Origin of the sequence: Demequina sp. TMPB413, from assembly GCF_020447105.2 — a bacterium.
Classification (GTDB): Bacteria; Actinomycetota; Actinomycetes; order Actinomycetales; family Demequinaceae; genus Demequina.
Genome location: NZ_CP096184.1, coordinates 397,750 through 420,722 on the forward strand (window position 1 = coordinate 397,750; position 22,973 = coordinate 420,722).

The following is a 22,973-nucleotide window of genomic DNA, read 5'->3' on the forward strand; positions in this document are numbered from 1 at the left end:
GTCAGTTAAGTAGTCGTCACCGAGTAAATGTCCCCACTTCTTTGTGTTGACGCTCGAGAGGCACGCAAGCGTTGGCGTTGGGCGGCCTTGAGTCAGATGATGGGGTGGATGACTAGGTTGTCTCTTCGCTCGTGGGTCCAGGCTCGGTGGAGGCATCCTGTATGCCGTCGCGAACGGCGCGGCGCACCACGACGTACAGCATGTAGAAACCGGCAGACGCGAGCGCGGCGGTGAGAAGAATGGCAGAGACGGCGTCGTTCATGCGGCCATCATCGCAAAAGCCGTGACCGACTTCTATCATCGTGTCCCGACGGAGCCCATGGCGTCGGCCGGGTCAACCAGGACACAGCAACGACTGCCAGCGCTAGGCCGTAACTGCCCACGACAGCGACAGGGTGCAGCGCGTGGACGGTCTGCGTCCAATAGGCATCACCATCTGCGTCGCGCCAGGTGCAGTCCACGCGGCCGAGCAGGGGCCTGGCATCGGCGGCGATATCCCCAGATGCCTCCTCGGTGAGCTTCCCGTCGAGGGCTGCGGCATCTGGACCCTCCGCGAAGAAGTCGCATGCCAGTGGTACATAGCCATCCGCCGCCGCGATCGTGAGCGCCGTGAAGCCCGTGGGCACCAGCGCCAGGAGCCCCGCGGCTGCAATAGTGACCAGTGCTCGCTTGAGGCTCAGCCCCGTCGCCCCGTTGATTCTCTTCACCACTTCCCCCTCCGGCGTCAACCACAACTCTACAAAAAGCGGGGCATTCACGCCCCCGGCTCGACCCCAAACTCTCGGTCGAGAACGCTCCGCCAATCGGCGTCGGCGAGGCCCGTCCGATCAAGCAGGTCGCGCCAGTCCACCACGGCGTGTTCGAGCGCGTCCTCAAAGAGCGATCGATTGCCGCGTGCCGCGATCACCACGCCCGCGTGAATGCGCTCGGGATCCACGTCCGGCGTCACCTTCAGCCGCTCCAGTGTGCTGAGCATCGAGGGCGCGCTGGGGCCAAAGTCGGCGGCGAGGCGTTCGGCGACGCGGTTGCTTGGCACAGGCATGTGAGGCAGTGTCGCACGGTCCGATGCGGGCGGCGCGCCGGGGCTACGCTCGAGTTATGCCTACACCTCATATCTCTGCCGCCGAGGGCGATTTCGCGCCCGACATCCTGCTTCCCGGCGACCCTCGCCGCGCCACCCGCATCGCGGAAGCCTTCCTCGACGACGCCCGGCTCGTCACCGAGGTGCGCGGCATCGTCGGCTACACCGGCACCCACAATGGACGGCCCGTGTCCGTGATGGCGACCGGCATGGGGATGCCCTCCGCGACCATCTACGCGACGGAGTTGATTCGCCACTACGGCGTGAAGCGCCTCGTGCGCGTCGGCACCGCCGGCGGAATCCACCCTGACCTGGCGCTTGGCGACGTGATCGCCGCCTCGGCCGCCCACACCGACTCGGACATGACCGCGCATCGCCTACCCGGCGTGCACTACTCGCACGCACCGTCGTTCGGGCTGTTGCGCGCCGCAGCCGACCATGCGGACGACGCTGGGGTCGCCTTGCGCGTGGGGCCCGTCTTGACGTCTGACGCCTTCTATCACCCCGACGCCACGCTGGTGCCGCGCCTTGCGGCCTACGGGACGCTTGCGGTCGAGATGGAGGCTGCCGGGCTATATGCGGTCGCCGCGGCAGAGGGTGTGGAGGCGGTCATGATTGCCACGATCTCCGACCATGTGGTGCGGGGCGACTCGCTGCCTTCCGAGGAGCGAGAGACCACCTTCGCGGCCATGGTGTCGCTTGCGCTGGGCGCACTCGCGCGCTGACGGCTAGCCCGTTGGTTCGGCTCCGCCGACGGTGTGAGTGCCTGACTCGTTCGTGTAGGTCAGGATGAAGTCCTGGTGGCGAAACCACCGCTCGCCAGCAATGGGGTGCTGGGCGGTGACGGTGCCGTGCGCATCCTCGATGTCGATGCTGATTCCGGAATCGCGGAGAGACTCAGCCGCCTGATCGACAGGGTCCCCGACAACATCAGGCGCGATCTCGTAGATGCCGAAGAACCAAGTCACGAGCGCTAGCGCGACCACGGCGATGCTGCCGAACGTTACCGCGAGGGCGAGCGCGACCCTGTCTTCTGATGGCCGTAGCCTTCTGCGCGTCATTGCGCACCCCCAAGCGTCAGTGTCCTCTCACCTTAGCAACACGGGGCCCGGCCGGGCTAGTAAAAGGTCGTAGCCAAAGGGCGCGGAAACGTTGTTCTAGCAGGCAGTTCACAGTAGAATTGGCGAATGAAGGACACTCCCGAAGTCGCACGGACTATCCGCTCAGTCGACGACCTCCTCTCCCTCCTAGACGGCTTGTTCGACCGGGACGCGGATCGCTGGTCTGCCGAGTCAGGGTCGGCCTGGTGGGACGCCTTCTACGTGGGCCGAAGCAAGCCCATCCCGTTCTTTGTTGACAAGCCGGACGAAAACCTCGTCGCCCTGCTCGATCACCGCGAAGTGGCGCCCGGGCGGGCGCTTGACCTGGGTTCAGGGCCTGGTCGAAACGCCCTGTTCTTGGCCGAGCGAGGTTTCAGCGTCGAGGCGATCGACCTCTCACCAGAGGCGGTGGCGTGGGGTCGCGAACGAGCACAGGCGCGCGGCCTTGATGTCCGCTTCACGTGCGGCGACGCGTTCACGCTCCCTGCAGACACCCTGGCCGGCCCGTACGACCTCATCTACGACTCAGGCTGCCTGCACCACCTCGCTCCCCATCGACGCATCGGCTACCTAGCGCTGCTCGAGCGCGCCCTCGCGCCCGGTGGGCTTTTCGGCCTCGTGTGCTTTGCGCGCGGCCAGATGGGAAGCGAGCTTCCCGATGCGCAGTTGTATCGCGCTGGACGGTTTGAGGCGGGTATGTCCTTCAGCGACGTGGATTTGAGGTGGATTTTCGCTGACCTCGAGGAGGTCGAGTTGCGCGCCATGGTGGCCCAAGACGAATTGTCGCCGATGTTTGGACAACCCTTCCTGGCGACGGGGCTCTTCCGGCGACCGTCCTCTAGCAGTCGAGCGCACTGAGCAGGGCCGCGCGGTCGTAGCGATTGCCGCCTTTCGCTCTATGCGCTCGTGCTTCCAGCAGCACCCGCCCGGGCCGGTCAGACAGGACGACGATCCGGTCGGCCAGCATCATGGCCTCGTCGATGTCATGGGTCACCAACACGACGCCGGAGCCCGTCACCCCGGCCGCGCTGGCATCGGCCGCTGCGGTGCGCTCAGCGAGGTTCACCGACGCCAGCCAAGCATTCATGCGCCGCCTGGTCACGGGGTCGAGTCCGCCAAACGGCTCGTCGAGCAACAACACCGGGCGCTCCGCCAGACACGTGCGCAGGAGCGCAAGCCGCTGTCTCATGCCACCCGACAGCTCGTGCGGCCAAGCGCGCTCGAAGCCGCCCAGACCGAACTCCTCGAACAACCGCCGCGCCCGCACCGAAGCCCGGTCGCGCGGCACGCCAGCAGCGATCGCCCCCACCATGGCATTGGACAGCGCCCGACGCCACGGCAGCAGTCCGTCGCGCTGAGGCATCCAGGCCGTCGCCCGTCGCCCGGCACCGTCGCGCGGCACCTCGATCTCGCCCGACACCTGCGCGCGCTGGTCAAGCAGCCCTCCGAGCGCTCGCAGCAGCGTTGACTTACCGCAACCTGACGGGCCGAGGATGGCCACAAACTCACCATCCCCGACCTCCAGATCCACGGTGTCGAGGACCGTCACGGCCTCGCCACCCCGCCGTAGCGCAGGGAACGTGACAGTCAGGCCTCGTACCGTCAAGACGGCGCCGACGCCGGAGGTGGGTCGGGCGTCAGCCCTCGCCATCTCCGTCGCCTTCCCCGTGACCGGCGTCGTCATTTCTGGGCGGGAAGGAACTCGTTGGTCCACGCTTCTCCCACGCCAGGGTCGCCGTCGAGCATGCCGCCGTCGGTGAGCCACTGCGAGAACTGCTCCCACGTCGCCCGTTCCTGCACTCCCCAGGTCTCCGGAGCGTCGGCGTACTGGTCCGCGAGCCACTGCGCGCTCGCGGTGACCAGTGCCTCGTCTAGCTCTGGCGCGGCCGCCATCAAGGCATCGGCCGCTGCCTGGGGGTCCTCCATTGCGGCGCCGTAGCCGCGGGCCGTGACCTCGACGAACGCGCGCACGGTCTCGGGGTGCTCGGCGATCTGGTCGGCCGACGTCGCGATCAGCGGCGTGTACCAGTCCGGGATGCAGTCGAACCAGTCGCGGAAGGCGATGGTCGAGACGTCCATGGCGTCCACGTCGCTCAGCCGAATGGTGTCCCACGCGTCCATCACCCAGGCGACGTCGAACTGGTCTTGGGTGAGCCCGATGCGGAAGTCGTCGCTCACCAGCGGCGTGTGTTCCACCAGCGCGGGATCGCCACCGTCGCACGCGACCAGGCTGGAGATGATGGCCTCCTCAAGCGCGGAGCCGTACGAGCCGTAGCGCTTTCCCTCCAGGTCGCGCGGCCGCGTGATCCCGTCGGACGTGAGCGAGATGAGCGACGAGGTGTTGTGTTCGATCACGGTCGCGAGGGAGACGACGTCGGCGCCGGCCGCGCGGGCGGGTAGCAGTCCCTCTGCCACGGAGTATGCGAAGTCGGCCTGGCCTGCGGCGAGCAGCTGAAGGCCCGAGGTCTCTCCCGGTTCGATCACGGTGACGTCCAAGCCCGCGTCCTCGTACCAACCGTTGGCGAGCGCCAGGTAGAGGCCGGTGTGGTTGGTGTTGGGCGTCCAGTCGAGCACGACGGTGACGGGGGTGAGGTCGTCAGGCGCGTCGGACGCGTTGTCGGTGGCCTGGGCGCTTGAGCATGCCGCGAGAGAGACGGCAACCACAGTTGTGAGGGTGGCGAGACGGATGGGGTGAGTCATGAGTTTCTCCTAGGTTGAGGTCTGGTGGGTGTGCCACGGCATCGCGAGGCGCCGCAGCAGGGCGATCACGACCACCAACACTGCGGTGAGCAGTGCGATGAGCACGATGCCGACAAAGATCTGGTCCACCGCGTAGGCCTTGCGGGAGCGCTGGATGAAGACGCCGATGCCGGATTCCCCTGCGAGGTATTCGGACACCACCGCTGCGCCCACGGCGTAGGTGGCGGCGATGCGAAGGCCCGCGAGCGCGCCCGGCACCGAGGCGGGCAACCGCACCAGCCATAGCTGATGCCTCCGCCCGCCGCCCAAGCCGGCCACGACGTCGGCGTGCTCGGCGTCCACCTCGCGGATGGCCGCCGTCGCGGCCACCAGCACGGGGAAGAACACCGTCAGCGCGACCAGCACCACCTTGGAGGTGAGCCCGAAGCCCGCCCACAGGATCATGAGCGGCGCGAGCACCACGGTGGGGATGGTCTGGCTGAGCAGCACCACCGGGCGGGTGGCGTGGCCGACGCTGGGGACGGCCGACGTGACGATGGCCAGCATCCACCCCAGCGCCGTGCCAAAGGCCAGGCCCAGCACGGCCTCGGTGGCCGTGGTGGCGACGTGCTGACCCAGGACCGATGACTGCTCGACCGCGGTGGCAACCACCTGAGAGGGACTGGGCAACACGAACTCCGGCAGCTCGCCAAGGTGTACCGAGGCCTCCCATGCTCCGATGAGCACCGCCACGGTGGCGGCGCCGATGAGCGCCGCGCGCCAGCGGTGGCCGCGCGGTCTGGCGGGACCGGTCATCGGCGGTGTTTGCCCACCAGGTCCTGCACGCTGGGGCCGGCGTCGTCCGCCCCGCCGGAGACCTTGATGACGGAAAGGCAACCTTCCGCGCCCGCGGCGAGGGTCGCGTCGTGCACCTGACGCAGCAGGGCCCACACGGCGTCGGGCGCGCCCTCGATGGTGGTGCCCATGGCGCCCACCTCGTAGGAAAGGCCCGACCCGGAGATGACGGCGATGGCGGCGTCCACATGGGCGTAGCGGTCGGTGGCGGTGCCGGTGGGGCGGGGCAGGACTTGGATCTCGGCGATCACGGTGACTCCTTGGCGAAAGGACCGGGGAGTCAGCACGGTGCACAAGTCAGCCATCGTCGGCACGGGGGGCATGCGCGGGGCAAGACCCCAAAGGGCCCGACTCTGCAGACGCCCGTGCCTTCAGACACGTCCTTACGCTGGCATTACCCAGGTCAAGTTCTCGGGTCTACGGCGCCTGTGGCCGTACTCTCAGCTCGGCTGCCCCGAGCTCCCCGCGTTTGCCCTTGCATCATAACCACATGATGGCGCCGGCCATGTGCCATGCGCGTCATTGTGCGTAGGGCGCCGTCGGGTGCCGCACGCTGCGTTCGGGGAAACACGACTCGAGTGCCGACCGAGGTCGCTCCGCCGCTATGACCGTGCGAACCTCAAGAGGTCGGCCAGGTCGTCGGGGTCTCGATCAGCGCGCCGCAGCGCGGCGAGATAGGCGGCGCGATCTGGCCCGGCAGCATCGAGACTCGCGCCTCCCCAGGTGAACTCCGGGACCCCGAGACTCCGAGCCAACAGGTCGGTCAACAGGCGGGCATGGCGGCCATTGCCGTTGGGAAACGGGTGGATCGCCACCAACTGGTGATGCACGCGAACGCACGCCATCTCCGGGGTGATCCATGTAGCCTCCGGCGCGACCCAGAAGCGGGCGCTTTCGACCAGATCACGTACAGAAACCGATATGCGGGCGGGATCCATGCCGATGTTGCGCTCCGACGCGCGATAGGTCCCTGCCCAACGCCACACGCTGCGGTACATCCGCCGATGCAGTTGGCGCACAAACTGTTCCGTCAGGAGACGATCAGCCGTACGGGCTGCAGGGGAGCGCGTTGCCCAGATGCGGGCCGAGGCGATGCCAGCTTGTTCCACCAGGTTGAGATCTGCGCGGGTGGCGATGAAGGTGGGGATGAGGCCCACGGCCTCCTCGTCGCTGACCGGTGTCGCGCCGTCGGGCAGGGGCTCGCTCACGGCTAGACACGCCACAAGGAGCGGGAGTCGATGAGTTGGGCGATCCGATCCTCGACCAGGCTCTGCGTGGCCTGCGCGTCGACGGATTGGTCCTCGAGGGCCATGGTGGTGGCGACGGGGCCCAGTTCTGCGCGAGCGACGACCTCGGCCTGGCGGTGAACCTGCTGTTCCAGCGGGACCCTCGGCACCAGGGCATACACGACGTCGCAGCCCAGAGCGTCGGCGGCGCGGGTCAAGGTGTCGAGCCCGATGGTGCCAGCGCGTTCGCTGGCCTCGAGTTTGCTGACGGCCATACTGGTTACCCCGAGTCGCGCAGCCATGTCGCGAGTCGACATGCCAAGAGCGTCGCGCACGGCACGGATCCAGCCGGACTGCGGACGCGCGAACACGTCTACGGGCGCCGTGCGAATGTGGCGGCTACGCAGGTCAAGTTGCCGGCGGGCAAGGCGTCGTGTTTGCATACCTCTAAGTTATCACAATGGGTGGATCGTGCATACGTGTACGTTTCCGAGAAGACGCACTACGCCTACGCATGGGTTTCAGTTGAGTGCGAGAACCTGCGGGCGCGTCTCCTATTCACCCATCCCGCACGTGCCGTTGAGCCACCTCTCGGCATAGTCCACGTCCCCGCCGACGATGCGAGGGATGAGGATGTCCCGATCACTTTCGCCCATTTGTGGGTTGTACTTCTGAATCACCTCGAGGTCAGGGAATCGCTGCAGTTGGGCGGCGGCGGTCGCGACGCGCTCGGGGTTGTCCACCTGGGAGGCCCCGACAAACTCGGCGATCCACGCGCACTGCCAGTGAGTGGCGGCCGAGACCAGGATGTCTCCCTTGGCGAAGGCAACGGGCACCTCGACGGCGTCGCCGGTGTCGGGGTCCGGGCGAAGGAGGCCAAATATGTAGGTGGTATCGGTCTCAGAGATGTAGGCGCCGCCCTGCCCTCCCGGCACCAGGTCCACGAGTTCCGGCGCGTAGAACCCTGGCGGGTACGGCTCGCCGAACACGGACATCGCGATCTCTGGCGACCCTGGGGCTGCGCCGAGGTCCGCCAAAGCGGTGATTTCCAGGACTTCCTTGGTGCGCGCATCAATGAGGATCAGGCTGTCGGCAGGCCACGATGGGTCAGGATCTGGCACCGCGAAATCCTCGCCCAGCCGGGCGTACACCCCGAGCGCGTCGATATTCGTGCGGTAGTACGCCTCCACCATCGTGTTGTCTGCGGTGTTGATGAGGACGGTGTCGGGGTGGTCGAGGATCTGATCCGGCCACTCGCCGCACGGCGCGTCGGGGGAGGAGTTGAACCACCCCATCAGTCCGCCCAGATCTCCGACGGGCTTGCCAGACACGACCTGTGCTGCAAGGCAGGCTGCGGCGCGCTGGGTCGGTGAGGACGTTGGTTGTGACGTAGCTTCCGATGGTGGGGCGACAGGGGCGCTGTCGCCCCACATCGACATCGTTGACGCGCCATATGTCGCACCTGCGAGTACCGCGAGTGCCACGAATGACGAGACCACGGCGCGTCCGGTACGGTGCCGGGCGATGCGCCGTTCCACGGCATCCAAGTCAGTGTGCAGCGTCGTCCCATCGAAACCCAGGCCGGCGATCGACTGAAGATTCTGAAACGCTTCCCTTGCGTCGCTCATCGTCCACTCCCGTCACGCATGTGCACAGACGCGGTCTCCGGATCGTCCAGGTCGAGCTCCGGCAACACTTCGCGCAACTTGGCCCTGGCGTCGGATAGGTACCGCTTTACCGTCCCCGGTGCGAGGCCGAGGGCTTCCGCGACCGCATCGACGGTGAGGTCGTCCATGAAGCGCAACACGATGCAGGCCCGCTCCCGCGGGGCGAGAACAAGGAGCGCCGACTGCAGGTCCAACGCGGATTCAACGTCCCCGGCGTGGTCGGGAGAGATGGGAAATCCCCTCACCCATTCCTGAAAGTCACCGCTGGTGCCGGAGACCAGCGGTCTGGCGGCAAGTCGGCGCGACCGGTCGATGAACGCTGTCGCGATGGCCCGCTTCACGTACGAGTGTGCCGCGTCCAGCGAAGAGGCAGTTCGGCCGCTGCGAAAGGCTCGCACTAACGCGTCCTGAAGCAGGTCATCCGCGTCGTACCGGTCGCCCGTGAGCGCAAATGCATAGCCGAATAGCGCGCGCCCGCGTTCACGCACCAGCTGGTCGAGCATGACCCGCCACGCGCTCATTGCGACACCCCCTGGCTACTCACGCCAGCATCAACGCAGCGGCACGCGCAAAGGGTTGGGGTGGGGCCAAGCGCCCACCCCGAGGTGGCTCCCAGTTTGCTCCCGGAGCAGGTCACTCCCACGAGGGTGCTGTGGTGACGAGACTGTCGACTTCGAGTGCGTCCCTGCCCACCACGTGGCCCTCGACGCCGACAGGGCAATCAAGCTTGGCGGGAGGTGTCATCGCCGTCGGTTCGAAGCTCACCGTTGTCGTCCAACATTGGATGACCGCACGGTGCTGGGTGTCGTGTGCTTGGGATCGCGTCGCGTATCCCACGTCAAGCACTTCGACGTTCCACGTTGGCTTGCTTTCGTCAAGGTCAAGGAGCCAGGATCCCTCCTGGAAGGACGCGGCGACTGTTTGCTCGTCAGCGGGTTCCTCGCTGCGGGTACCTGTGCAACTCATGCTGATGAGTTGGCGCACGCGGTCGACCTCGGGGTCCGCAGCGACTCCACGCGTCAAGCACGACACCGTGTCTACGTGGACTTGTGCCATATGGTCGCGAGCGGCATCCGTCGCCTCCTCGTAGAGGTGGGAGCAACCCGTCGTTGTGGTCACCCACACCGCGGTCACCGCAAGAGTCCCGATCCCCCTCATAGTGGCCACTGTAGCCCCGCGGCCAGCGCAGGAGCACGCCTCAACGCCAGTCCTTTCCGGGCGCGGTGCGCAGGCCGATGCGCTCCTCGAGTGCGGCCAGCTCGTCCATGACGGCCGACGCTACCCACACTCGCGAGCGCGATGCTCCGGTGATCTCGCTCAGCACCCCCGCGTTGGTGAGGTGGTCGAGGGCGTCGTACGCGCGGGGGCGACTGGCTCCAGTCGCGGCTTCCGCTCGTGCAATGTCGAGCACCGGCGCGGTCAGCAATGCATCAACAAGTGTCCTGGCAGATGAGCCGCGGCGGGCGCTGACCTGGCTGTGCCACAGGGGCGGTAGCTCAGCGAGGCGGTCGGCGGTGACGATCGCGGCCTCGGCAGACGCGACGGTGCAGTGCGCGACGTAGCACACCAGGGGCTCGATGTCGCCGGCGCGATAGGACGCAAGGTGTGTGAAGTACGTGTCGGTATTGGCGAGCATCGCGGCAGCGACCGGGACAGTGGTCGCCGACGTCATTCTCCGATGCCGGTAGACGGCGCCGATGAGGGCGCGGCCGACGCGCCCGTTGCCGTCTGTGAAGGGGTGAATCGCCTCGAACTGGCCGTGGACGATCGCCGCTTGGGCGACGACGGGGATGTCGGTGCGTGCAGAGAACGCGATGAGGTCGTCGATGAGTGGCCGGACAAGATCCGGTGGAGGTGGCACGTGGGCTGCGGTGCGCGGTGAGAAGTCGGAGCCGCCCACCCAGTTCTGAACTGGGCGGTAGGTGTCCGCGTACTGACCCTCCAAGAGGTCTCCCTCCAGCAGGACGTGGTGTGCCGCCAGGAGGGCGTCGTGCGTGAGTGGACTACCGGCGCACGACGCCGCGAGCGCAGTGAGCGCACGGCTCGCCGCGATGGTGGAACGCGCGCCTGCTGCGGCCTCGGCACCAACCGTGGCACGTGCGAGGTCGTCGAGGCTCGAGTAGACGTGCTCGATCTTGGAGGAGGCAACGGCCTCGCTACGCACCAGGAGCTCGCCGAGCCCCGCGAGGTGCTCCGAGCGGCTCTCGATGCGGGTGATGGCCGCGACGGCGTGTTCCAACTCTGCATTCGCATCGGGCGACAACGGCGCAGTGCGATCAGCGATGTGGGCGGGAATCTCCACCACAATCTCAGTGAACATCCGGTCCGCCTGATGGGGTCGGTTGCCCGAAGGCCCGCGTTGATCGGGGTTGGTGACCCATCGCCGCGCCTCGCGAGCGGCTGCGGGCCAGGAACTCTTGTCAGTCAAGGGAGTCGCCCATCTGCTACTTATCCTGGACAATGATAACAGTAACGGTCATAAGTGTTACTAGGAAGGGTGGCTAGTTTCAGATTGGCGGACGGTTCCCACGTCAGCGCCACCGCGCCCTGACTGGCCACGCCCAGGCCCGGTAGCGTCGGCCGCATGACAACCCGCCCGTTCCGCATGATCGACGTATTCGCGTCCGACGCCCCTCTCACCGGCAACCCGCTCGCGGTGGTGCTCGACGCCGAGGGTCTCACCACGGAGCAGATGGCCAGGTTCTCCGCGTGGACCAACCTCTCCGAGTGCACGTTCGTGCTGCCGCCCACCGACCCTGCCGCCGACTATCGCGTGCGCATCTTCTCGCTCACCACGGAGCTGCCGTTCGCTGGCCACCCCACCCTGGGCACGGCGCGCGCGTGGCTGGACGCCGGGGGAGTGCCGCGCACGCCCGGCCGAGTGGTTCAGGAGTGCGGGGTGGGCCTGGTGCCGGTGAGGATTGACGATGTTGCGCTCGCGTTCGCCGCGCCGCCGCTGGTCCGGTCGGGTGCGGTGGACGACGCCGACCTTGCCGTCGCGCTGTCCGTCCTGGGCGTTGCGGCCGACGACGTGGTTGCGGCTGAGTGGATCGACAACGGTCCTGGTTGGATGGGGATATTGCTGCGTGACGCCGACGCTGTGCTCGTCGTGGAGCCCGACCTTGCGTCGCGCGTGGGTCAGTGGAGCATCGGCGTGGTCGGGCCGTACGCGCCGGGGAGCGATGCAGCACTCGAGGTGCGCGCCTTCTTCAACGACTCGGGCGGCCCGCTAAGGGAGGACCCGGTGACAGGGAGCCTCAACGCGTCGATCGCGCAGTGGCTCACGGCGTCGGGCAGCGTCCAGGCGCCCTACGTGGCCCGCCAGGGCGCCAAGGTCGGCCGCGACGGGCGAGTGCGCGTGACCCGCGCCGAGGGCGAGATCTGGATTGGCGGGAGGGCCGTCGTCATCGTCGCAGGGGCGGTGGACCTCTAGACAGCATCCTTGGTGGCCGTCGTCCACGGGCCAACCCAGTCGGGAACCTCAAGCCCATCGGGGAACCCGCCCACAAACTCGCCCATCTCGTCGTGCTGGACGCTGCCGCCGCTCTTCTTGAGAAACCGCGTCCGCACGAGCGCGTGTGCACAGACGGCGCCCTCGCTGCGGAACACCTGTTGGAGGTAGAACCAGCGTTCGTCCATGCCCAGAACGCGGGTCTCCACCTCGAAGCGTTGGCCCAGCTTGAGCGATTTGCGGTACGTGATCGTTTGCCCTGCCACCACGGGATACCAACCCTTGCGGTGGAACTTGTTCCACCAGCCGGAGCGCATCAGCAGGTCGATGCGTGCCAGGTCCATGATCGCCAGGTACTTGGAGTTGTTGACGTGGCCCAGCAGGTCCAGGTCGCTCAGCGTCACACGGAACGGAGTGACGGCGGTGTCCCACATGGTGAGGCGACTGCGGCGACTCGACAGCAGCCGGAAGAAAATCAGGCGCAGATACAGGTTCATGGGGAGTGATGACCTCGAGACGTGTCGCTAGCGGCGTGGGGCGTCACTCACACTAATGTGTCGCAACGGCGGGGGCGGGTTGTCGCGACGCTCGGCGTCCACCACGGAACCCTGCCCCGGCGACCTCACCAGCGTCGGCCGTTGGTATTTTGAATAACTCAAGATAAGTGGCACACTTGCTGCGTGGACATGGCGACGCGAACAGAACAGGGCGCGGATATCGCCGACGCCATTCGCGGTGCGGGGCTCAAGTTCACCGAGCCGCGAGCGGCAGTACTGCGCGCACTCCACGAGCACCCGCACGCGAGCGCCGAAGAAGTGCTGGGCCACGTCTCGCACGCGCTGCCTAAGGCAAGCCTGCAATCCGTCTACAACGCGCTCAACGACTTTGTCGCGGCGGGCCTGGTGCGTCGCATCGAGCCGGCCGGAAGCCCAGGGCTCTACGAAGTGCGCGTGGACGACAACCACCACCACCTGATCTGCACGGGCTGCGGCGCGGTCACCGACGTCGATTGCGCCGTGGGGCACGCGCCCTGCCTGACGCCATCGGAGAGCCACGGGTTCATCGTCCAAGCCGCCGAGGTCACCTACTGGGGCCTGTGCGCGCAGTGCGCGTCGGCACCGTCGCACCCCACTCCTTCCACCCAAACGACCACTACGGGCTGAGCAGCCCGCCAGTTCACCATTCCCTCGAAAGGAAGCCGGATGTCTCAACCAGACCAGCCCGTCGCCCCCATCGGCGAGAACACCACCGCTGCTGACGACGCAGTCACGCCCATCGACACCCCCGTCGATGAGCGCGAAGACGGCGAGAGCAGGCCTCGCCCTAACGTCGACGCGACGTGCCCCGTGCTTCCTGGCGCTGAGCCTCACCCCACGAGCGGGTCTGCGAATCAGCGTTGGTGGCCCAACCAACTGAACCTGCGCATCCTGAAGAAGAACCCTGTCGAGGCCAACCCGCTGGGGGAGGACTTCGACTACGCGGCCGCTTTCCAAGCGCTCGACCTTGAGGCAGTGAAGGCCGACATCGCGAAGACGCTCACCACGTCTCAAGACTGGTGGCCGGCCGACTTTGGGCACTACGGGCCGCTGATCATCAGGATGGCGTGGCACAGCGCGGGCACCTACCGCGTGATGGACGGGCGAGGAGGCGGAGGCGCTGGCATGCAGCGCTTCGCACCGCTGAACAGCTGGCCGGACAACGTCAACCTCGACAAGGCCAGGCGCATCCTGTGGGACGTCAAGAAGAAGTACGGCCAGGCGATCTCCTGGGCCGACCTCATGATCCTCGCGGGCAACGTGGCGCTCGGGCAGATGGGCTTCAAGACCTTCGGCTTCGCCGGCGGCCGTGCCGACGTCTGGGAGCCGGACGACGACGTGTACTGGGGCCCCGAGTCCACCTGGCTTGGCGACGAGCGCTACACCAAGGATCACGACCTGGAGCGCCCGCTCGCCGCCGTGCAGATGGGCCTCATCTACGTCAACCCAGAGGGACCCGCAGGCAACCCGGACCCGCTCGCCTCGGCGCAAGACATTCGCGAGACCTTCAGGCGGATGGCCATGAACGACGAGGAGACTGTGGCGCTCATCGCCGGCGGTCACACGTTCGGCAAGACCCACGGCGCGGCGCCGGACACCAACATCGAGGACAACCCCGAGGCCGCGGGCCTGGAGTTGCAGGGGCTCGGCTGGAAGAACAACCACGGATCCGGCAAGGGTGACGACACGATCACCAGCGGTCTCGAGGTCACGTGGACCTACCACCCGACCCGGTGGGACAACGAGTTCTTCCACATTCTCTACGCCTACGAGTGGGAACTGTTCACCAGCCCTGCTGGGGCGCACCAGTGGCGTCCCGTCAACGGCGGCGGCGCTGACATGGTGCCGATGGCGCACGACGCGACCAAGCGCCGTGAGCCGCGCATGCTCACGAGCGACCTCGCACTGCGGGTCGACCCTGAGTACGACAAGATCTCGCGTCGCTTCGCGGAGGACCCTGAGGCGTTTGCGGACGCCTTCTCTCGCGCCTGGTTCAAACTGACTCACCGCGACATGGGGCCCGTCTCCCGCTACCTCGGACCAGAGGTGCCGGACGAGGAACTGCTGTGGCAGGACCCCCTGCCCGCCGTGGATCACGAACTCATCGACGCTGCGGATGCGGCCGAGCTCAAGAAGCAGATTCTCGACTCAGGCCTCACGGTGACGGAACTGGTGTCCACCACGTGGGCCGCCGCCTCGACCTTCCGTGGCAGCGACAAGCGCGGCGGCGTCAACGGCGCACGCATTCGCTTGGAGCCTCAGCGCAACTGGTCCGTCAACAACCCCGAGCGTGTCGCCAAGGTAGTGGGCGTGCTCGAGGGGATCAAGGCGTCGTTCGATGGCGCCCAGGCCGGAGGTGCGAAGAAGGTTTCGCTCGCCGACCTGCTGGTCTTGGCCGGTAACGCTGCGGTGGAGAAGGCCGCGAAGGATGGCGGGTTCGACGTGGAGGTGCCGTTCCACCCTGGACGCACCGACGCGACGCAGGAGCAGACCGACGTGGAGTCGTTCAGTTACCTGGAGCCCGTTGCCGACGGATTCCGCAACTACTACGGCCCCAACGCCACGCTTCCTCAAGAGCACCAGCTCATCGACAAGGCCAACCTGCTCACGCTCAGTGCACCCGAGATGACCGTCTTGGTGGGCGGACTGCGCGTGCTGGGCGCCAACTGGGACGACGCGCCCTACGGCGTCTTCACCGCCCGGCCAGGCGTGCTGAGCAACGACTTCTTTGTCGCGCTGCTCGAGCTGGGCACCACGTGGAAGCCGCTCGACCCCGGTTCGCAGGCTTTCGAGGGCCGCAAGGACGGCTCTGGCGAACTCGTGGGACGCGGCACCCGAGTGGACTTGCTGTTCGGGTCCAACTCGGAGCTGCGCGCCCTCGCGGAGGTCTACGCAAGCGACGACGCCGCCGAGAAGTTCGTGCGCGACTTTGCCGCCGCGTGGGGCAAGGTGACGGAGCTGGACCGCTTCGACTTGCGTTGACGGCTGGCGGAGGGTGACCCTCACCGCCAAGTCATACTTTCGCTGCCGGAAATTATGAGTTACGCTTCAAGTCATATTCCGTGCGGGAGGCGCTATGACATCGGGAGTGTGGCCAGCGCTCGCGTGGGAGGAACACACATGGCGTCCTGCCACACGGTGGGGCGTCCGCGCCAACGAGCCGCGGGCCGAGATGCGCTACGAGGCGGCCGTGCCGCCCTTCATCGCGGATCGTACGCCCGAACTGAGCGCGGCTACGGCGGGCGAGGCACGTATGGCGGAGCAGGAACTCAGCAGGCTTGATGCGGAACTCGGTTCGCGCATGAGTGCGTTCGCGCCAGTGTTGCTCCGGTCCGAGGCGGCGTCCTCTTCGCAAATCGAGAATCTCACCGCCTCCGCCCGAGCCATCTTCAGTGCAGAACTCGGCGTGAAGACCGGGCGAAACGCAGAGCAAATCACCGCCAACACCAGGAGCCTCCAGGCCGCGATCGCACTGGCCGATGAGCCGTCTGCACGTTCGATCCTCGAGATGCACCGCGTGCTCATGGAGGGCCAGATTCAGCATTCGCCCGGCACTTGGCGGAAGGAGGCGGTGTGGATCGGCACGAGTGCCCAGAGCCCAGTAGGGGCGGAGTTCGTCGCACCACACCACTCCCGGGTCCCCGCGCTTGTCGACGACCTGGTCGCGTTTTGTGCGCGCGATGGCATGTCGCCGCTGGTTGCCATGGCGATCGGACACGCACAGTTCGAGGCCATCCACCCCTTTACTGACGGCAACGGACGCACGGGCCGCGCGCTGGCGCAGGCAATGCTGCGCCGCACAGCCGTGACGCGGAACGTGGCGCTGCCCGTATCGGCCGGGTTGCTCGCCGATGTCGAGGGCTATCACGGCGCGCTCACCGCGTACCGGGATGGCGACGTTGAGCCGATCGTGCTGGCATTCGCCCACGCAATTTCGCGAGCGATTCGTAACACCCGCACACTGGTCGCGGAGCTCGATGAGGTCCGCGCGGCGTGGGAGTCGGCGCTTCAGGTGCGGCGAAACTCACATGCGTGGAGATTGTTGGATGTGCTGATACGGCGCCCCGTGTTGTCGGCGGCGCTCGCGGCGCAAGAACTTGGAGTCAAGCAGCCCAACGTCTACCCGCCGCTGCGTGCGCTCACGGAGGCGGGAATCGTGAAGTCAAAGAACGAGCATCGGCTGGGACCCTTCTGGCGAGCGGACGATGTGCTCGCGGCCGTGGACCGGTTTGCCGAACGCGCGGGACGGCGTGAGGCAAGTTGATGGACGCGCAGCGGCAATCGGCGCGCGCGTGGCTGGACGCCAGAGGAGGGCCGCTATGAACATTCGCCAAGCATCGGTTGGCGCTGCGGCGCTTGATGCGGGCGCCATCGTGGTGTTTGCCGCGGTGGGCCGTTTCAACCACGACGAGGGCGTCCTGGGCGACGCAGGCATGGGCCTGGCGACCACCGCGTGGCCGTTTCTCGTGGGCGGTGCCCTCGGTTGGGTGCTGGCCAAGGCCTGGAAGCGGCCCTGCGCGTGGCGGCCCACTGGCCTGATCATCTGGGCGTCGACCCTGGTAGGCGGCATGCTCCTGCGCGTCGCGAGTGGGCAGGGTGTTCAGGTGTCGTTCGTGATTGTCGCCGGGCTGGTGCTTGCGGCGTTCCTGGTGGGATGGCGCGTGATCTCCGGTCTGATTGCCAGCAGGATGGGGCTTAAGAAGTAGCCCGGCGCGCCCCGAGGCTGGTTAGATGTGCGCTCTCTGACACACCGCGAGGGCGTGCACCGGCGTGTCGCGCCCGACACGCCGGTGGGGCGCCGGGTTCTGTGTCAGGGACGGTTCGCCCAGGCCAGCGGAAGCGCCCACGCGGGGCGGGCGGTATTGCCACCTTGGTCATGGTTGGAGCAATGACCGCGCTGACCCGGCGCCGCTGATTCATTGGGCTTCGGCGGGCCACGCCGACGCTGGGGTCGCCAAGGCTGTGGCCGCGGTGGGCACCGCTGGAGGCGTGGTTCACGCGGCTGAGGTTTCGCGTGCTATCGCGGTGAGGAACGCGTCGACGTCGTCCTCTGAGGTGTCGAAGCTGCACATCCAGCGCACCTCGTTCCTGGCGGCGTCCCAGTCGTAGAACGCGAACTCGGCGCGCAGGCGGTCGGCCATGCCGTCGGGCAGGGTGGCGAAGACGCCGTTCGCCTGCGTCGGCTGGGTGAGGGTGACGCCCTTGATCGAGCCGTCGGCGAGCCCTGCCTCGATGCCCGCGCGCAGGCGCTGAGCCATCCCGTTGGAGTGTGTGGCATTCCGCAGCCACAAGTCGCCGTCGAGCAGGGCGAGCAACTGGGCGGAGACGAAGCGCATCTTTGAGGCCAGCTGCATGTCCATCTTGCGCAGGTAGGTGAGGCCCTCCGAGGCCTCTGGGTTCAGCACCAGGATGGCCTCGCCCAGCATCGCCCCGTTCTTGGTGCCGCCATAGCTCAGCACGTCAACGCCGGCGTCTCGCGTGAAGGCGCGCAGCGGCACGCCCAGCGACGCCGCGGCGTTGGAGATGCGCGCGCCGTCCATGTGGACGCGCATCCCCAGGTTGTGGGCGTGATCGGCGAGCGCCGCGATCTCTTCGACGGTGTAGACGGTGCCGAGTTCGGTCGATTGCGTGATCGATACGACCAGCGGCTGCGCCCGGTGCTCGTCGCCCCAGCCCCATGCCTCGCGGTCGATGAGCTCGGGAGTGAGTTTGCCTTCATGCGCGGGGACGGCAAGGAGTTTGAGGCCGCCCACCTTCTCGGGTGCGCCGCCCTCGTCGGCATTGATGTGTGCGGTGGTGGCAGTGACCACGGCGCCCCAGCGGGGGAGCATCGACTGCAGTCCGCCGACGTTCGCGCCGGTGCCGTTGAACACGGGGTACGCCTCGACGCCCTCGCCGAAGTGGCGGACCATCACCTCCTGCAGGTGCGCCGTGTACACGTCGCCCCCGTAGGCGCTTTGGTGGCCGCCGTTCGCGTTGCTCATCGCCGCGAGCACGTCCGGGTGGATGCCGGAGTAGTTGTCGGAGGCAAAGCCGCGCTTGGCGGGGTTGTGCGTGGTGGTCATGGGATTCCCCTCGTGGCGGCAAGGCGGTACTCGTGCATCCAGCATCCCACCTGGCCGCATCGCCTTGGCCGTCGCTTATGATGGCGGGATGAGTATCCAGGAGGTAGTCGGCGCGCATTGCGCCGACATCAGGTAGTCCCGCCCCGGGCTGTGCCGAAAGGCGCGGCCCCGCGTGTTGACCCTGAAAACTCCTGCCCGTGCTGCTGGTACGCCCAGTCGCGGGTGCCTTCGAAAGGCAATGACTCATGCTTCCCCTGACCGACAAGACGATTCGCGCCTCGTTCATGAACGCGAGCCGCAAGGAGGCGTCCAGCCTCACCCTTCCCGCCGATTTCGACGCGATCGACTGGGATCGCCTCGACTACCTCGGATGGCGAGACCCCAAGTTCGACCGACGCGCCTACGTCATCGTGCCAAATCTCGACGGCGACCTGACGGGCATCCTGCTCCGGCATCCAGGGGTGGCGAGGCGCAACAGTGCCCAATGCTCGTGGTGCAGTGACACCTCCATTCCAAACTCCGTCGTCATGTACAACGCCAAACGCTCGGGCGAATCGGGCCGCAACGGCAACACAGTCGGAGCGCTGGTCTGTGAGGACTTCCAATGCTCACGCAATGCCCGTCGGCCACCCATCCCCTGGTACGAGGACTTCGATGTTGAGGCCGAGCGCCGCAGACAGATCGAGGAACTGCAGCTGCGGGTCGCGGCCTTCGCCGCCAGGGTTTGACGCGCCTGCGAGGTGCAGAAGATGTTTGCTCCCCAGTTTCACGATGCATGGAACCGCACGCTCACCGATCCCCCCGGTTTGGCGCGGTGCTCGCATTGCTGGAAGCTGGGCGAGTGCCGTGGATGCCCGGACGGGTAGAGCAGGGATTCGGGGTGGACTTGGTGGCGGTGCGAATGGGGGCAACACGAGCTCGTGTTCGCGGCCCCGCTGCGGACTCGCACGGGTCGGGCGGGAGACGCCCGCCATGCCAGTGGAGCATCGGGGGCATATCCCAAGGATTGTGATCGCGACGGGGCGGGTGTCAAGGTGGAAGTGAGTGGCTTCTTCAACGACGGCGGCGATCCATTGCGGGAAGACCCGGCGACCAGAGTCCTGAGCGTGTTGCTGACGCATTGGCCGACTGGGTGGTGCCATGTGGAGATACCGAACGTTGCATGCAATGGCGCGAGGGCGGCCCGACGTTGCGTTAGCGCAGTCCTTGCCAGCGAGGTGGTGGGCCCGAATTGATGGAACTGCTGAGTGCTTGGTAGATCAGCACCGGTCGAGCGTGTCTGGTGTCGGCGGGCAGACGAAACATGCATACTGATTTCGTGGAGATGCTAGCGGGTTTCGCTTTTGCTGGCTACCGGAGTTTTCATTCCGACGAGACTGCTTTGCTTGCCCCGCTGTCGAAGATCAATCTAATTGCGGGCCAGAACAACGCCGGAAAGTCCAATGTCCTCCGTGTGTTGGCTTCTACTTTCGGGGATGCCACGCCGACGGAAGGTCAAGCGCACTGGGATAGACCGCGGGGAGATTCGGAGCATCGCCCTAGGGCGTACATCTTGGTCTCGAGAGACCTGCTTCTTTCCAGGACTGTGGCGAGCCATCCCGAAGGCCCGAATGCCGCAGGACATCTTCGCGAGTTCATTGCATCGCTCAACGACTTACCAGGCGGTCCCAACGCCGCACCCGGCGAAGTGTGGATTGGCGTTGATAGCAAGGGAAGAGTCGATCAAGAGTGGATCAGTGCTTACGGGATTGCGAATGCCCGCGCCAGCCACGCTTCCCTGCTTTCCAGACAACTGACCCATACATGGGGCGGTGAGCCTGGCAACGAAACGGCCAATGTCCTCCGGACCCTCACCAGCGGGGTGCAAAGGCCGCCAGCCGCGCACGCGGTGGCAGGTATACGCTCCATTTCTGATAGCGACCAGGATTCGCCGGACTTGAATGGAACCAGCATTAAGCGCCGGCTCCTTGAACTCCAGAATCCGGCCTCGGAGAGACTTCAAGATAGGCAGTTGTTTCTCGAGATCCAGGAGTTCGTGCGCTCTGTCATGGACGACGAGGAAGTCACTATCGATATCCCCCACGACTTGAAAACGATTCACGTCACGCAGTCCGGGCGCACGCTGCCAATCGAGTTCATGGGTACGGGGATCCACGAAGTTGTCATCCTTGCGGCAGCGGCTACGCTTGTAAAGGATGCGATCCTCTGCATCGAAGAGCCAGAGATCCACTTGCACCCAATCCTTCAGCGCAAGCTCCTCCGATACCTGGCATCGAGTACGTCAAATCAGTACTTCATCGCAACGCACTCGGCCCACCTGTTGGACGCGCAACTGGGCTCGATCTTCCACGTGACCCTTGACCGTCGGGGTTCTAGAGTCGAATTCGCGGGTTCTGCGGAGCATCGCTCGGCTATCTGTTCGGATCTCGGCTATCGCCCTTCGGACTTGGTGCAGACAAATGCCGTGATTTGGGTTGAGGGTCCCTCAGACCGCATCTATCTCCAGCACTGGATTGAGTCGGTTGCTCCTCGGCGCTTCGTCGAAGGAGTCCACTACTCGATCATGTTTTACGGTGGCTCGCTGCTACGCGAGTTGTCGCCCCTTGATCATGACGAGGTGGACGAGTTCATCTCGCTGCGTCGGCTGAATCGATACATGGTGGTAGTCATGGACTCGGACAAGACGTCCGCGTCGAGAAGACTGAACCAATCCAAACAACGGGTCATTAAAGGCATTGAGGCGGACAAGGGGACGGGGGTCGCTTGGGTGACCGCCGGTTACACAATCGAGAACTACATTGCCCAGGAGACGCTTGATGCGGCCATCCGCATTGCCCATCCAAGCACGAAGAAGGTGACGTTTCGTCCCCAGACCCGATGGGAGAATCCGCTCTCCCGAGACCGGATCGGGCTAGCGAGCCCGAGCAAGGTGGCAATCGCTAGGCAGGTAGTGGCCGCTGGTGACGCCGCATGGCCCTTGCGCCTTCGAGAGAGCGTCGATCAAGTAATCGCCCTCATCGAATCAGCCAACAAGAACGCCTAGTGGCGCATGGGCCCGGCGTTCCAGGGATGCTCAACGATTGGTGCCAAGCGCAGGAATGGCGCACTCCGCCGAGTGCGCGATGCAGCGCTGACAGGATCAAGGGCCGCACGAAACCGCCAAGGAACCTCAAGTTCTACGTTGTAGTCGTGGGCCTTGATCATGCCCGAATGAGCGCCGGTGCGTTCGGCGCGCGGCGCGATGCGCCGGCCGCGGGGGAGCGACTTCTGGATTGTCATGCATGCGTCTAGCGAGATGAACCAGGGGTAGGCGGTCCTTGCGTGCTTCGGAGCCGAAGTCGCGTCAGAGTCGTCTCGCGTTGTTTCACGGTGGCAGCTCTAACGCCGACCCCAAAGGCGGACGAAATCGGGCGTCTGGCGCCAGCCAGCATTGGTGGACCACTCTTCCAACACCTCGTAGAAGCTGATGAGGCTGGGCGCGACGTTGTTGAACTCGTGGTACGGGTCCGGTCGGCCGTCCACAACTATGAGGCGCGGTGGGCGCCGCGGTTGAGCAAGCCACGCGTGGGGCGCGTTCTGAAAGGGCCAGACAAGGAGTGGCATGCGGTCGTCGAGTTCATCGCCGTAGCCGCCTTGCCGAACTTGGAACCACGGTTCGCCGCCACCGTGACCGGTGGCGTTGCCCGTCGGGTCTGGGTCGCTTGCCACAATGTCGGTGCCGGTGTCGCTGAGCAGCCGGGCAACGTACCCTAGGCCCGCTCCGTACTCGTGCAGCGGACCATGGGAGCCAATCCGCTGCAATGCACTCCTAGTTATCGCGCTCTCACCATAGTGGCGAAGCAGGCCCGCACACTGCACCTCTGAACTCATCGAATGATGGCTGCCACCCTCCGAGGCTTGCTCATGCTCGGCGGCTAGCTGGTTCACCCAGGCAACATAGGCAGGCTCGCTTCCATGCCAGGCCATACGCCTGTCTGCGGGGTCGGGGAGATCAGATCGCGAGTAGCGCACACGGCAAGGTTAGCGACACAAGCATCTCGACCGGCGTCCTTAGGGAGCAAATTCTTCGGGCACGCTTTGGGTGGTCCGACGGCCAAAACGAGACCATGTGCCCCCCGTACCCGAGAATGGCCGCAATCGAGGATGTGGCTGCCATGGGCCGCTCCCGCAGTAGGGACTGTTGTCGTGAAGCACCTTGATTGCAGTAGCCAACGCTGCCTTACCAAATCGTCGCGCCGCGACACCAGAGACTCGATTCTCCCTTCAGGCCTAGAAGGGCACGCGGCCGTGGTGTCGCGGTATGTCCTTGGTCA

At 66.1% G+C, this 22,973-nt stretch carries 26 protein-coding genes and 1 riboswitch; of the genes, 9 read left to right on the plus strand and 17 right to left on the minus strand.

The features are described 5' to 3' along the window. Nucleotides 1–112: 112 nt before the first annotated feature. Genes LGT36_RS01815 through LGT36_RS01825 form a run of 3 tightly spaced genes read right to left on the minus strand, consistent with a single transcriptional unit; the run spans nucleotide 113 to nucleotide 1,042 of the window. The gene (locus tag LGT36_RS01815) at nucleotides 113–262 is read right to left on the minus strand and encodes a hypothetical protein (RefSeq protein ID WP_226097099.1); all 150 of its coding nucleotides are present in this window, start codon (nucleotides 260–262) and stop codon (nucleotides 113–115) included. A gap of 7 nt (nucleotides 263–269) precedes the next feature. Continuing rightward, nucleotides 270–707, minus strand: coding sequence for a hypothetical protein (locus LGT36_RS01820; RefSeq protein ID WP_226097098.1), 438 nt, complete (start codon nucleotides 705–707; stop codon nucleotides 270–272). A gap of 47 nt (nucleotides 708–754) precedes the next feature. Continuing rightward, nucleotides 755–1,042 (minus strand): hypothetical protein, encoded by a 288-nt coding sequence (locus tag LGT36_RS01825; protein ID WP_226097097.1) that lies wholly within the window; start codon nucleotides 1,040–1,042, stop codon nucleotides 755–757. Nucleotides 1,043–1,098: 56 nt separating this feature from the next. Here LGT36_RS01825 and deoD point away from each other — a divergent pair, with 56 nt between their 5' ends. Further along, nucleotides 1,099–1,806, plus strand: a complete 708-nt coding sequence (gene deoD / locus LGT36_RS01830) for a purine-nucleoside phosphorylase (RefSeq protein WP_226097096.1) — start codon at nucleotides 1,099–1,101, stop codon at nucleotides 1,804–1,806. A gap of 3 nt (nucleotides 1,807–1,809) precedes the next feature. Here deoD and LGT36_RS01835 read toward each other — a convergent pair whose 3' ends face one another. Next, nucleotides 1,810–2,142, minus strand: coding sequence for a PASTA domain-containing protein (locus tag LGT36_RS01835; RefSeq protein WP_226097095.1), 333 nt, complete (start codon nucleotides 2,140–2,142; stop codon nucleotides 1,810–1,812). Nucleotides 2,143–2,268: 126 nt separating this feature from the next. Here LGT36_RS01835 and LGT36_RS01840 point away from each other — a divergent pair, with 126 nt between their 5' ends. After that, complete coding sequence (locus LGT36_RS01840) at nucleotides 2,269–3,039, plus strand: class I SAM-dependent methyltransferase (protein ID WP_226097094.1); 771 nt, start codon at nucleotides 2,269–2,271, stop codon at nucleotides 3,037–3,039. Here LGT36_RS01840 and LGT36_RS01845 read toward each other — a convergent pair. The 10 genes from LGT36_RS01845 to LGT36_RS01890 form a co-directional block, all read right to left on the minus strand. Next, on the minus strand, nucleotides 3,020–3,832 hold the full coding sequence (locus LGT36_RS01845; RefSeq protein WP_226097093.1) for an ABC transporter ATP-binding protein: 813 nt from the start codon (nucleotides 3,830–3,832) through the stop codon (nucleotides 3,020–3,022). The two genes, LGT36_RS01840 and LGT36_RS01845, sit on opposite strands and share 20 nt — an antisense overlap. A gap of 29 nt (nucleotides 3,833–3,861) precedes the next feature. After that, entirely contained in the window at nucleotides 3,862–4,881 is a 1,020-nt protein-coding gene (locus LGT36_RS01850; RefSeq protein ID WP_226097092.1) for an ABC transporter substrate-binding protein, read from the minus strand. 9 nt (nucleotides 4,882–4,890) lie between these two features. Continuing rightward, nucleotides 4,891–5,676 (minus strand): ABC transporter permease, encoded by a 786-nt coding sequence (locus tag LGT36_RS01855; RefSeq protein WP_226097091.1) that lies wholly within the window; start codon nucleotides 5,674–5,676, stop codon nucleotides 4,891–4,893. Further along, nucleotides 5,673–5,966, minus strand: a complete 294-nt coding sequence (locus LGT36_RS01860) for a thiamine-binding protein (RefSeq protein ID WP_226097090.1) — start codon at nucleotides 5,964–5,966, stop codon at nucleotides 5,673–5,675. The genes LGT36_RS01855 and LGT36_RS01860 overlap by 4 nt, the downstream gene beginning before the upstream one ends. A gap of 112 nt (nucleotides 5,967–6,078) precedes the next feature. After that, nucleotides 6,079–6,191, minus strand: a riboswitch (TPP riboswitch). Between the two features lie 126 nt (nucleotides 6,192–6,317). Continuing rightward, nucleotides 6,318–6,923 (minus strand): mobile mystery protein B, encoded by a 606-nt coding sequence (locus LGT36_RS01865; protein ID WP_226097089.1) that lies wholly within the window; start codon nucleotides 6,921–6,923, stop codon nucleotides 6,318–6,320. A 2-nt stretch (nucleotides 6,924–6,925) separates the two neighbouring features. Further along, a complete protein-coding gene (locus LGT36_RS01870) occupies nucleotides 6,926–7,384 on the minus strand; it encodes a mobile mystery protein A (RefSeq protein ID WP_226097088.1) in 459 nt (152 codons plus the stop codon). 111 nt (nucleotides 7,385–7,495) lie between these two features. Then, complete coding sequence (locus LGT36_RS01875) at nucleotides 7,496–8,569, minus strand: hypothetical protein (RefSeq protein WP_226097087.1); 1,074 nt, start codon at nucleotides 8,567–8,569, stop codon at nucleotides 7,496–7,498. After that, nucleotides 8,566–9,129: an RNA polymerase sigma factor gene (locus tag LGT36_RS01880; RefSeq protein ID WP_226097086.1), complete on the minus strand. Its 564-nt coding sequence runs from the start codon at nucleotides 9,127–9,129 to the stop codon at nucleotides 8,566–8,568. The genes LGT36_RS01875 and LGT36_RS01880 overlap by 4 nt, the downstream gene beginning before the upstream one ends. Before the next feature lie 112 nt (nucleotides 9,130–9,241). Next, on the minus strand, nucleotides 9,242–9,766 hold the full coding sequence (locus LGT36_RS01885) for a hypothetical protein (protein WP_226097085.1): 525 nt from the start codon (nucleotides 9,764–9,766) through the stop codon (nucleotides 9,242–9,244). 40 nt (nucleotides 9,767–9,806) lie between these two features. After that, nucleotides 9,807–10,928 (minus strand): Fic family protein, encoded by a 1,122-nt coding sequence (locus LGT36_RS01890; protein ID WP_226097084.1) that lies wholly within the window; start codon nucleotides 10,926–10,928, stop codon nucleotides 9,807–9,809. A 264-nt stretch (nucleotides 10,929–11,192) separates the two neighbouring features. Here LGT36_RS01890 and LGT36_RS01895 point away from each other — a divergent pair, with 264 nt between their 5' ends. Next, nucleotides 11,193–12,041, plus strand: a complete 849-nt coding sequence (locus LGT36_RS01895; protein ID WP_226097083.1) for a PhzF family phenazine biosynthesis protein — start codon at nucleotides 11,193–11,195, stop codon at nucleotides 12,039–12,041. Here the strand turns inward: LGT36_RS01895 and LGT36_RS01900 are convergent. Beyond that, nucleotides 12,038–12,556, minus strand: coding sequence for a thioesterase family protein (locus LGT36_RS01900; protein WP_226097082.1), 519 nt, complete (start codon nucleotides 12,554–12,556; stop codon nucleotides 12,038–12,040). The two genes, LGT36_RS01895 and LGT36_RS01900, sit on opposite strands and share 4 nt — an antisense overlap. Before the next feature lie 189 nt (nucleotides 12,557–12,745). On the opposite strand from LGT36_RS01900, the gene LGT36_RS01905 reads away from it, so the two are divergent. From LGT36_RS01905 to LGT36_RS01920, 4 genes are all read left to right on the plus strand, one after another. Continuing rightward, nucleotides 12,746–13,222 carry a Fur family transcriptional regulator gene (locus tag LGT36_RS01905; RefSeq protein WP_226097109.1) on the plus strand — a complete coding sequence of 159 codons (477 nt, stop codon included), beginning with the start codon at nucleotides 12,746–12,748 and terminating at the stop codon, nucleotides 13,220–13,222. Nucleotides 13,223–13,261: 39 nt separating this feature from the next. Further along, the gene (gene katG, locus LGT36_RS01910) at nucleotides 13,262–15,577 is read left to right on the plus strand and encodes a catalase/peroxidase HPI (protein WP_226097081.1); all 2,316 of its coding nucleotides are present in this window, start codon (nucleotides 13,262–13,264) and stop codon (nucleotides 15,575–15,577) included. Nucleotides 15,578–15,671: 94 nt separating this feature from the next. After that, nucleotides 15,672–16,859: a Fic family protein gene (locus tag LGT36_RS01915; RefSeq protein ID WP_226097080.1), complete on the plus strand. Its 1,188-nt coding sequence runs from the start codon at nucleotides 15,672–15,674 to the stop codon at nucleotides 16,857–16,859. Nucleotides 16,860–16,914: 55 nt separating this feature from the next. Then, the gene (locus LGT36_RS01920; protein WP_226097079.1) at nucleotides 16,915–17,301 is read left to right on the plus strand and encodes a DUF3054 domain-containing protein; all 387 of its coding nucleotides are present in this window, start codon (nucleotides 16,915–16,917) and stop codon (nucleotides 17,299–17,301) included. Between the two features lie 288 nt (nucleotides 17,302–17,589). Here LGT36_RS01920 and LGT36_RS01925 read toward each other — a convergent pair whose 3' ends face one another. Next, nucleotides 17,590–18,660: a low specificity L-threonine aldolase gene (locus LGT36_RS01925; protein WP_226097078.1), complete on the minus strand. Its 1,071-nt coding sequence runs from the start codon at nucleotides 18,658–18,660 to the stop codon at nucleotides 17,590–17,592. Nucleotides 18,661–18,905: 245 nt separating this feature from the next. On the opposite strand from LGT36_RS01925, the gene LGT36_RS01930 reads away from it, so the two are divergent. Together LGT36_RS01930 and LGT36_RS01935 are read left to right on the plus strand one after the other, a co-directional pair. Further along, the gene (locus LGT36_RS01930) at nucleotides 18,906–19,388 is read left to right on the plus strand and encodes an FBP domain-containing protein (protein ID WP_226097077.1); all 483 of its coding nucleotides are present in this window, start codon (nucleotides 18,906–18,908) and stop codon (nucleotides 19,386–19,388) included. Between the two features lie 596 nt (nucleotides 19,389–19,984). Then, entirely contained in the window at nucleotides 19,985–21,703 is a 1,719-nt protein-coding gene (locus LGT36_RS01935) for an AAA family ATPase (RefSeq protein WP_226097108.1), read from the plus strand. Between the two features lie 335 nt (nucleotides 21,704–22,038). Here the strand turns inward: LGT36_RS01935 and LGT36_RS01940 are convergent, their stop codons facing one another. Next, on the minus strand, nucleotides 22,039–22,587 hold the full coding sequence (locus LGT36_RS01940) for a hypothetical protein (RefSeq protein ID WP_248642148.1): 549 nt from the start codon (nucleotides 22,585–22,587) through the stop codon (nucleotides 22,039–22,041). Between the last annotated feature and the right edge of the window lie 386 nt (nucleotides 22,588–22,973).

Excerpts from the sequence above, each read along its gene's own strand:
- LGT36_RS01815 (WP_226097099.1), bottom strand. The coding sequence starts at position 262 with ATGAACGACGCCGTCTCTGCCATTCTTCTCACCGCCGCGCTCGCGTCT.
- LGT36_RS01825 (WP_226097097.1), bottom strand. The coding sequence starts at position 1,042 with ATGCCTGTGCCAAGCAACCGCGTCGCCGAACGCCTCGCCGCCGACTTT.
- deoD (WP_226097096.1), top strand. The coding sequence starts at position 1,099 with ATGCCTACACCTCATATCTCTGCCGCCGAGGGCGATTTCGCGCCCGAC.
- LGT36_RS01835 (WP_226097095.1), bottom strand. The coding sequence starts at position 2,142 with ATGACGCGCAGAAGGCTACGGCCATCAGAAGACAGGGTCGCGCTCGCC.
- LGT36_RS01840 (WP_226097094.1), top strand. The coding sequence starts at position 2,269 with ATGAAGGACACTCCCGAAGTCGCACGGACTATCCGCTCAGTCGACGAC.
- LGT36_RS01845 (WP_226097093.1), bottom strand. The coding sequence starts at position 3,832 with ATGGCGAGGGCTGACGCCCGACCCACCTCCGGCGTCGGCGCCGTCTTG.
- LGT36_RS01850 (WP_226097092.1), bottom strand. The coding sequence starts at position 4,881 with ATGACTCACCCCATCCGTCTCGCCACCCTCACAACTGTGGTTGCCGTC.
- LGT36_RS01855 (WP_226097091.1), bottom strand. The coding sequence starts at position 5,676 with ATGACCGGTCCCGCCAGACCGCGCGGCCACCGCTGGCGCGCGGCGCTC.
- LGT36_RS01870 (WP_226097088.1), bottom strand. The coding sequence starts at position 7,384 with ATGCAAACACGACGCCTTGCCCGCCGGCAACTTGACCTGCGTAGCCGC.
- LGT36_RS01875 (WP_226097087.1), bottom strand. The coding sequence starts at position 8,569 with ATGAGCGACGCAAGGGAAGCGTTTCAGAATCTTCAGTCGATCGCCGGC.
- LGT36_RS01880 (WP_226097086.1), bottom strand. The coding sequence starts at position 9,129 with ATGAGCGCGTGGCGGGTCATGCTCGACCAGCTGGTGCGTGAACGCGGG.
- LGT36_RS01885 (WP_226097085.1), bottom strand. The coding sequence starts at position 9,766 with ATGAGGGGGATCGGGACTCTTGCGGTGACCGCGGTGTGGGTGACCACA.
- LGT36_RS01890 (WP_226097084.1), bottom strand. The coding sequence starts at position 10,928 with ATGTTCACTGAGATTGTGGTGGAGATTCCCGCCCACATCGCTGATCGC.
- LGT36_RS01895 (WP_226097083.1), top strand. The coding sequence starts at position 11,193 with ATGACAACCCGCCCGTTCCGCATGATCGACGTATTCGCGTCCGACGCC.
- LGT36_RS01900 (WP_226097082.1), bottom strand. The coding sequence starts at position 12,556 with ATGAACCTGTATCTGCGCCTGATTTTCTTCCGGCTGCTGTCGAGTCGC.
- LGT36_RS01905 (WP_226097109.1), top strand. The coding sequence starts at position 12,746 with ATGGCGACGCGAACAGAACAGGGCGCGGATATCGCCGACGCCATTCGC.
- katG (WP_226097081.1), top strand. The coding sequence starts at position 13,262 with ATGTCTCAACCAGACCAGCCCGTCGCCCCCATCGGCGAGAACACCACC.
- LGT36_RS01915 (WP_226097080.1), top strand. The coding sequence starts at position 15,672 with ATGACATCGGGAGTGTGGCCAGCGCTCGCGTGGGAGGAACACACATGG.
- LGT36_RS01920 (WP_226097079.1), top strand. The coding sequence starts at position 16,915 with ATGAACATTCGCCAAGCATCGGTTGGCGCTGCGGCGCTTGATGCGGGC.
- LGT36_RS01925 (WP_226097078.1), bottom strand. The coding sequence starts at position 18,660 with ATGACCACCACGCACAACCCCGCCAAGCGCGGCTTTGCCTCCGACAAC.
- LGT36_RS01930 (WP_226097077.1), top strand. The coding sequence starts at position 18,906 with ATGCTTCCCCTGACCGACAAGACGATTCGCGCCTCGTTCATGAACGCG.
- LGT36_RS01935 (WP_226097108.1), top strand. The coding sequence starts at position 19,985 with ATGCTAGCGGGTTTCGCTTTTGCTGGCTACCGGAGTTTTCATTCCGAC.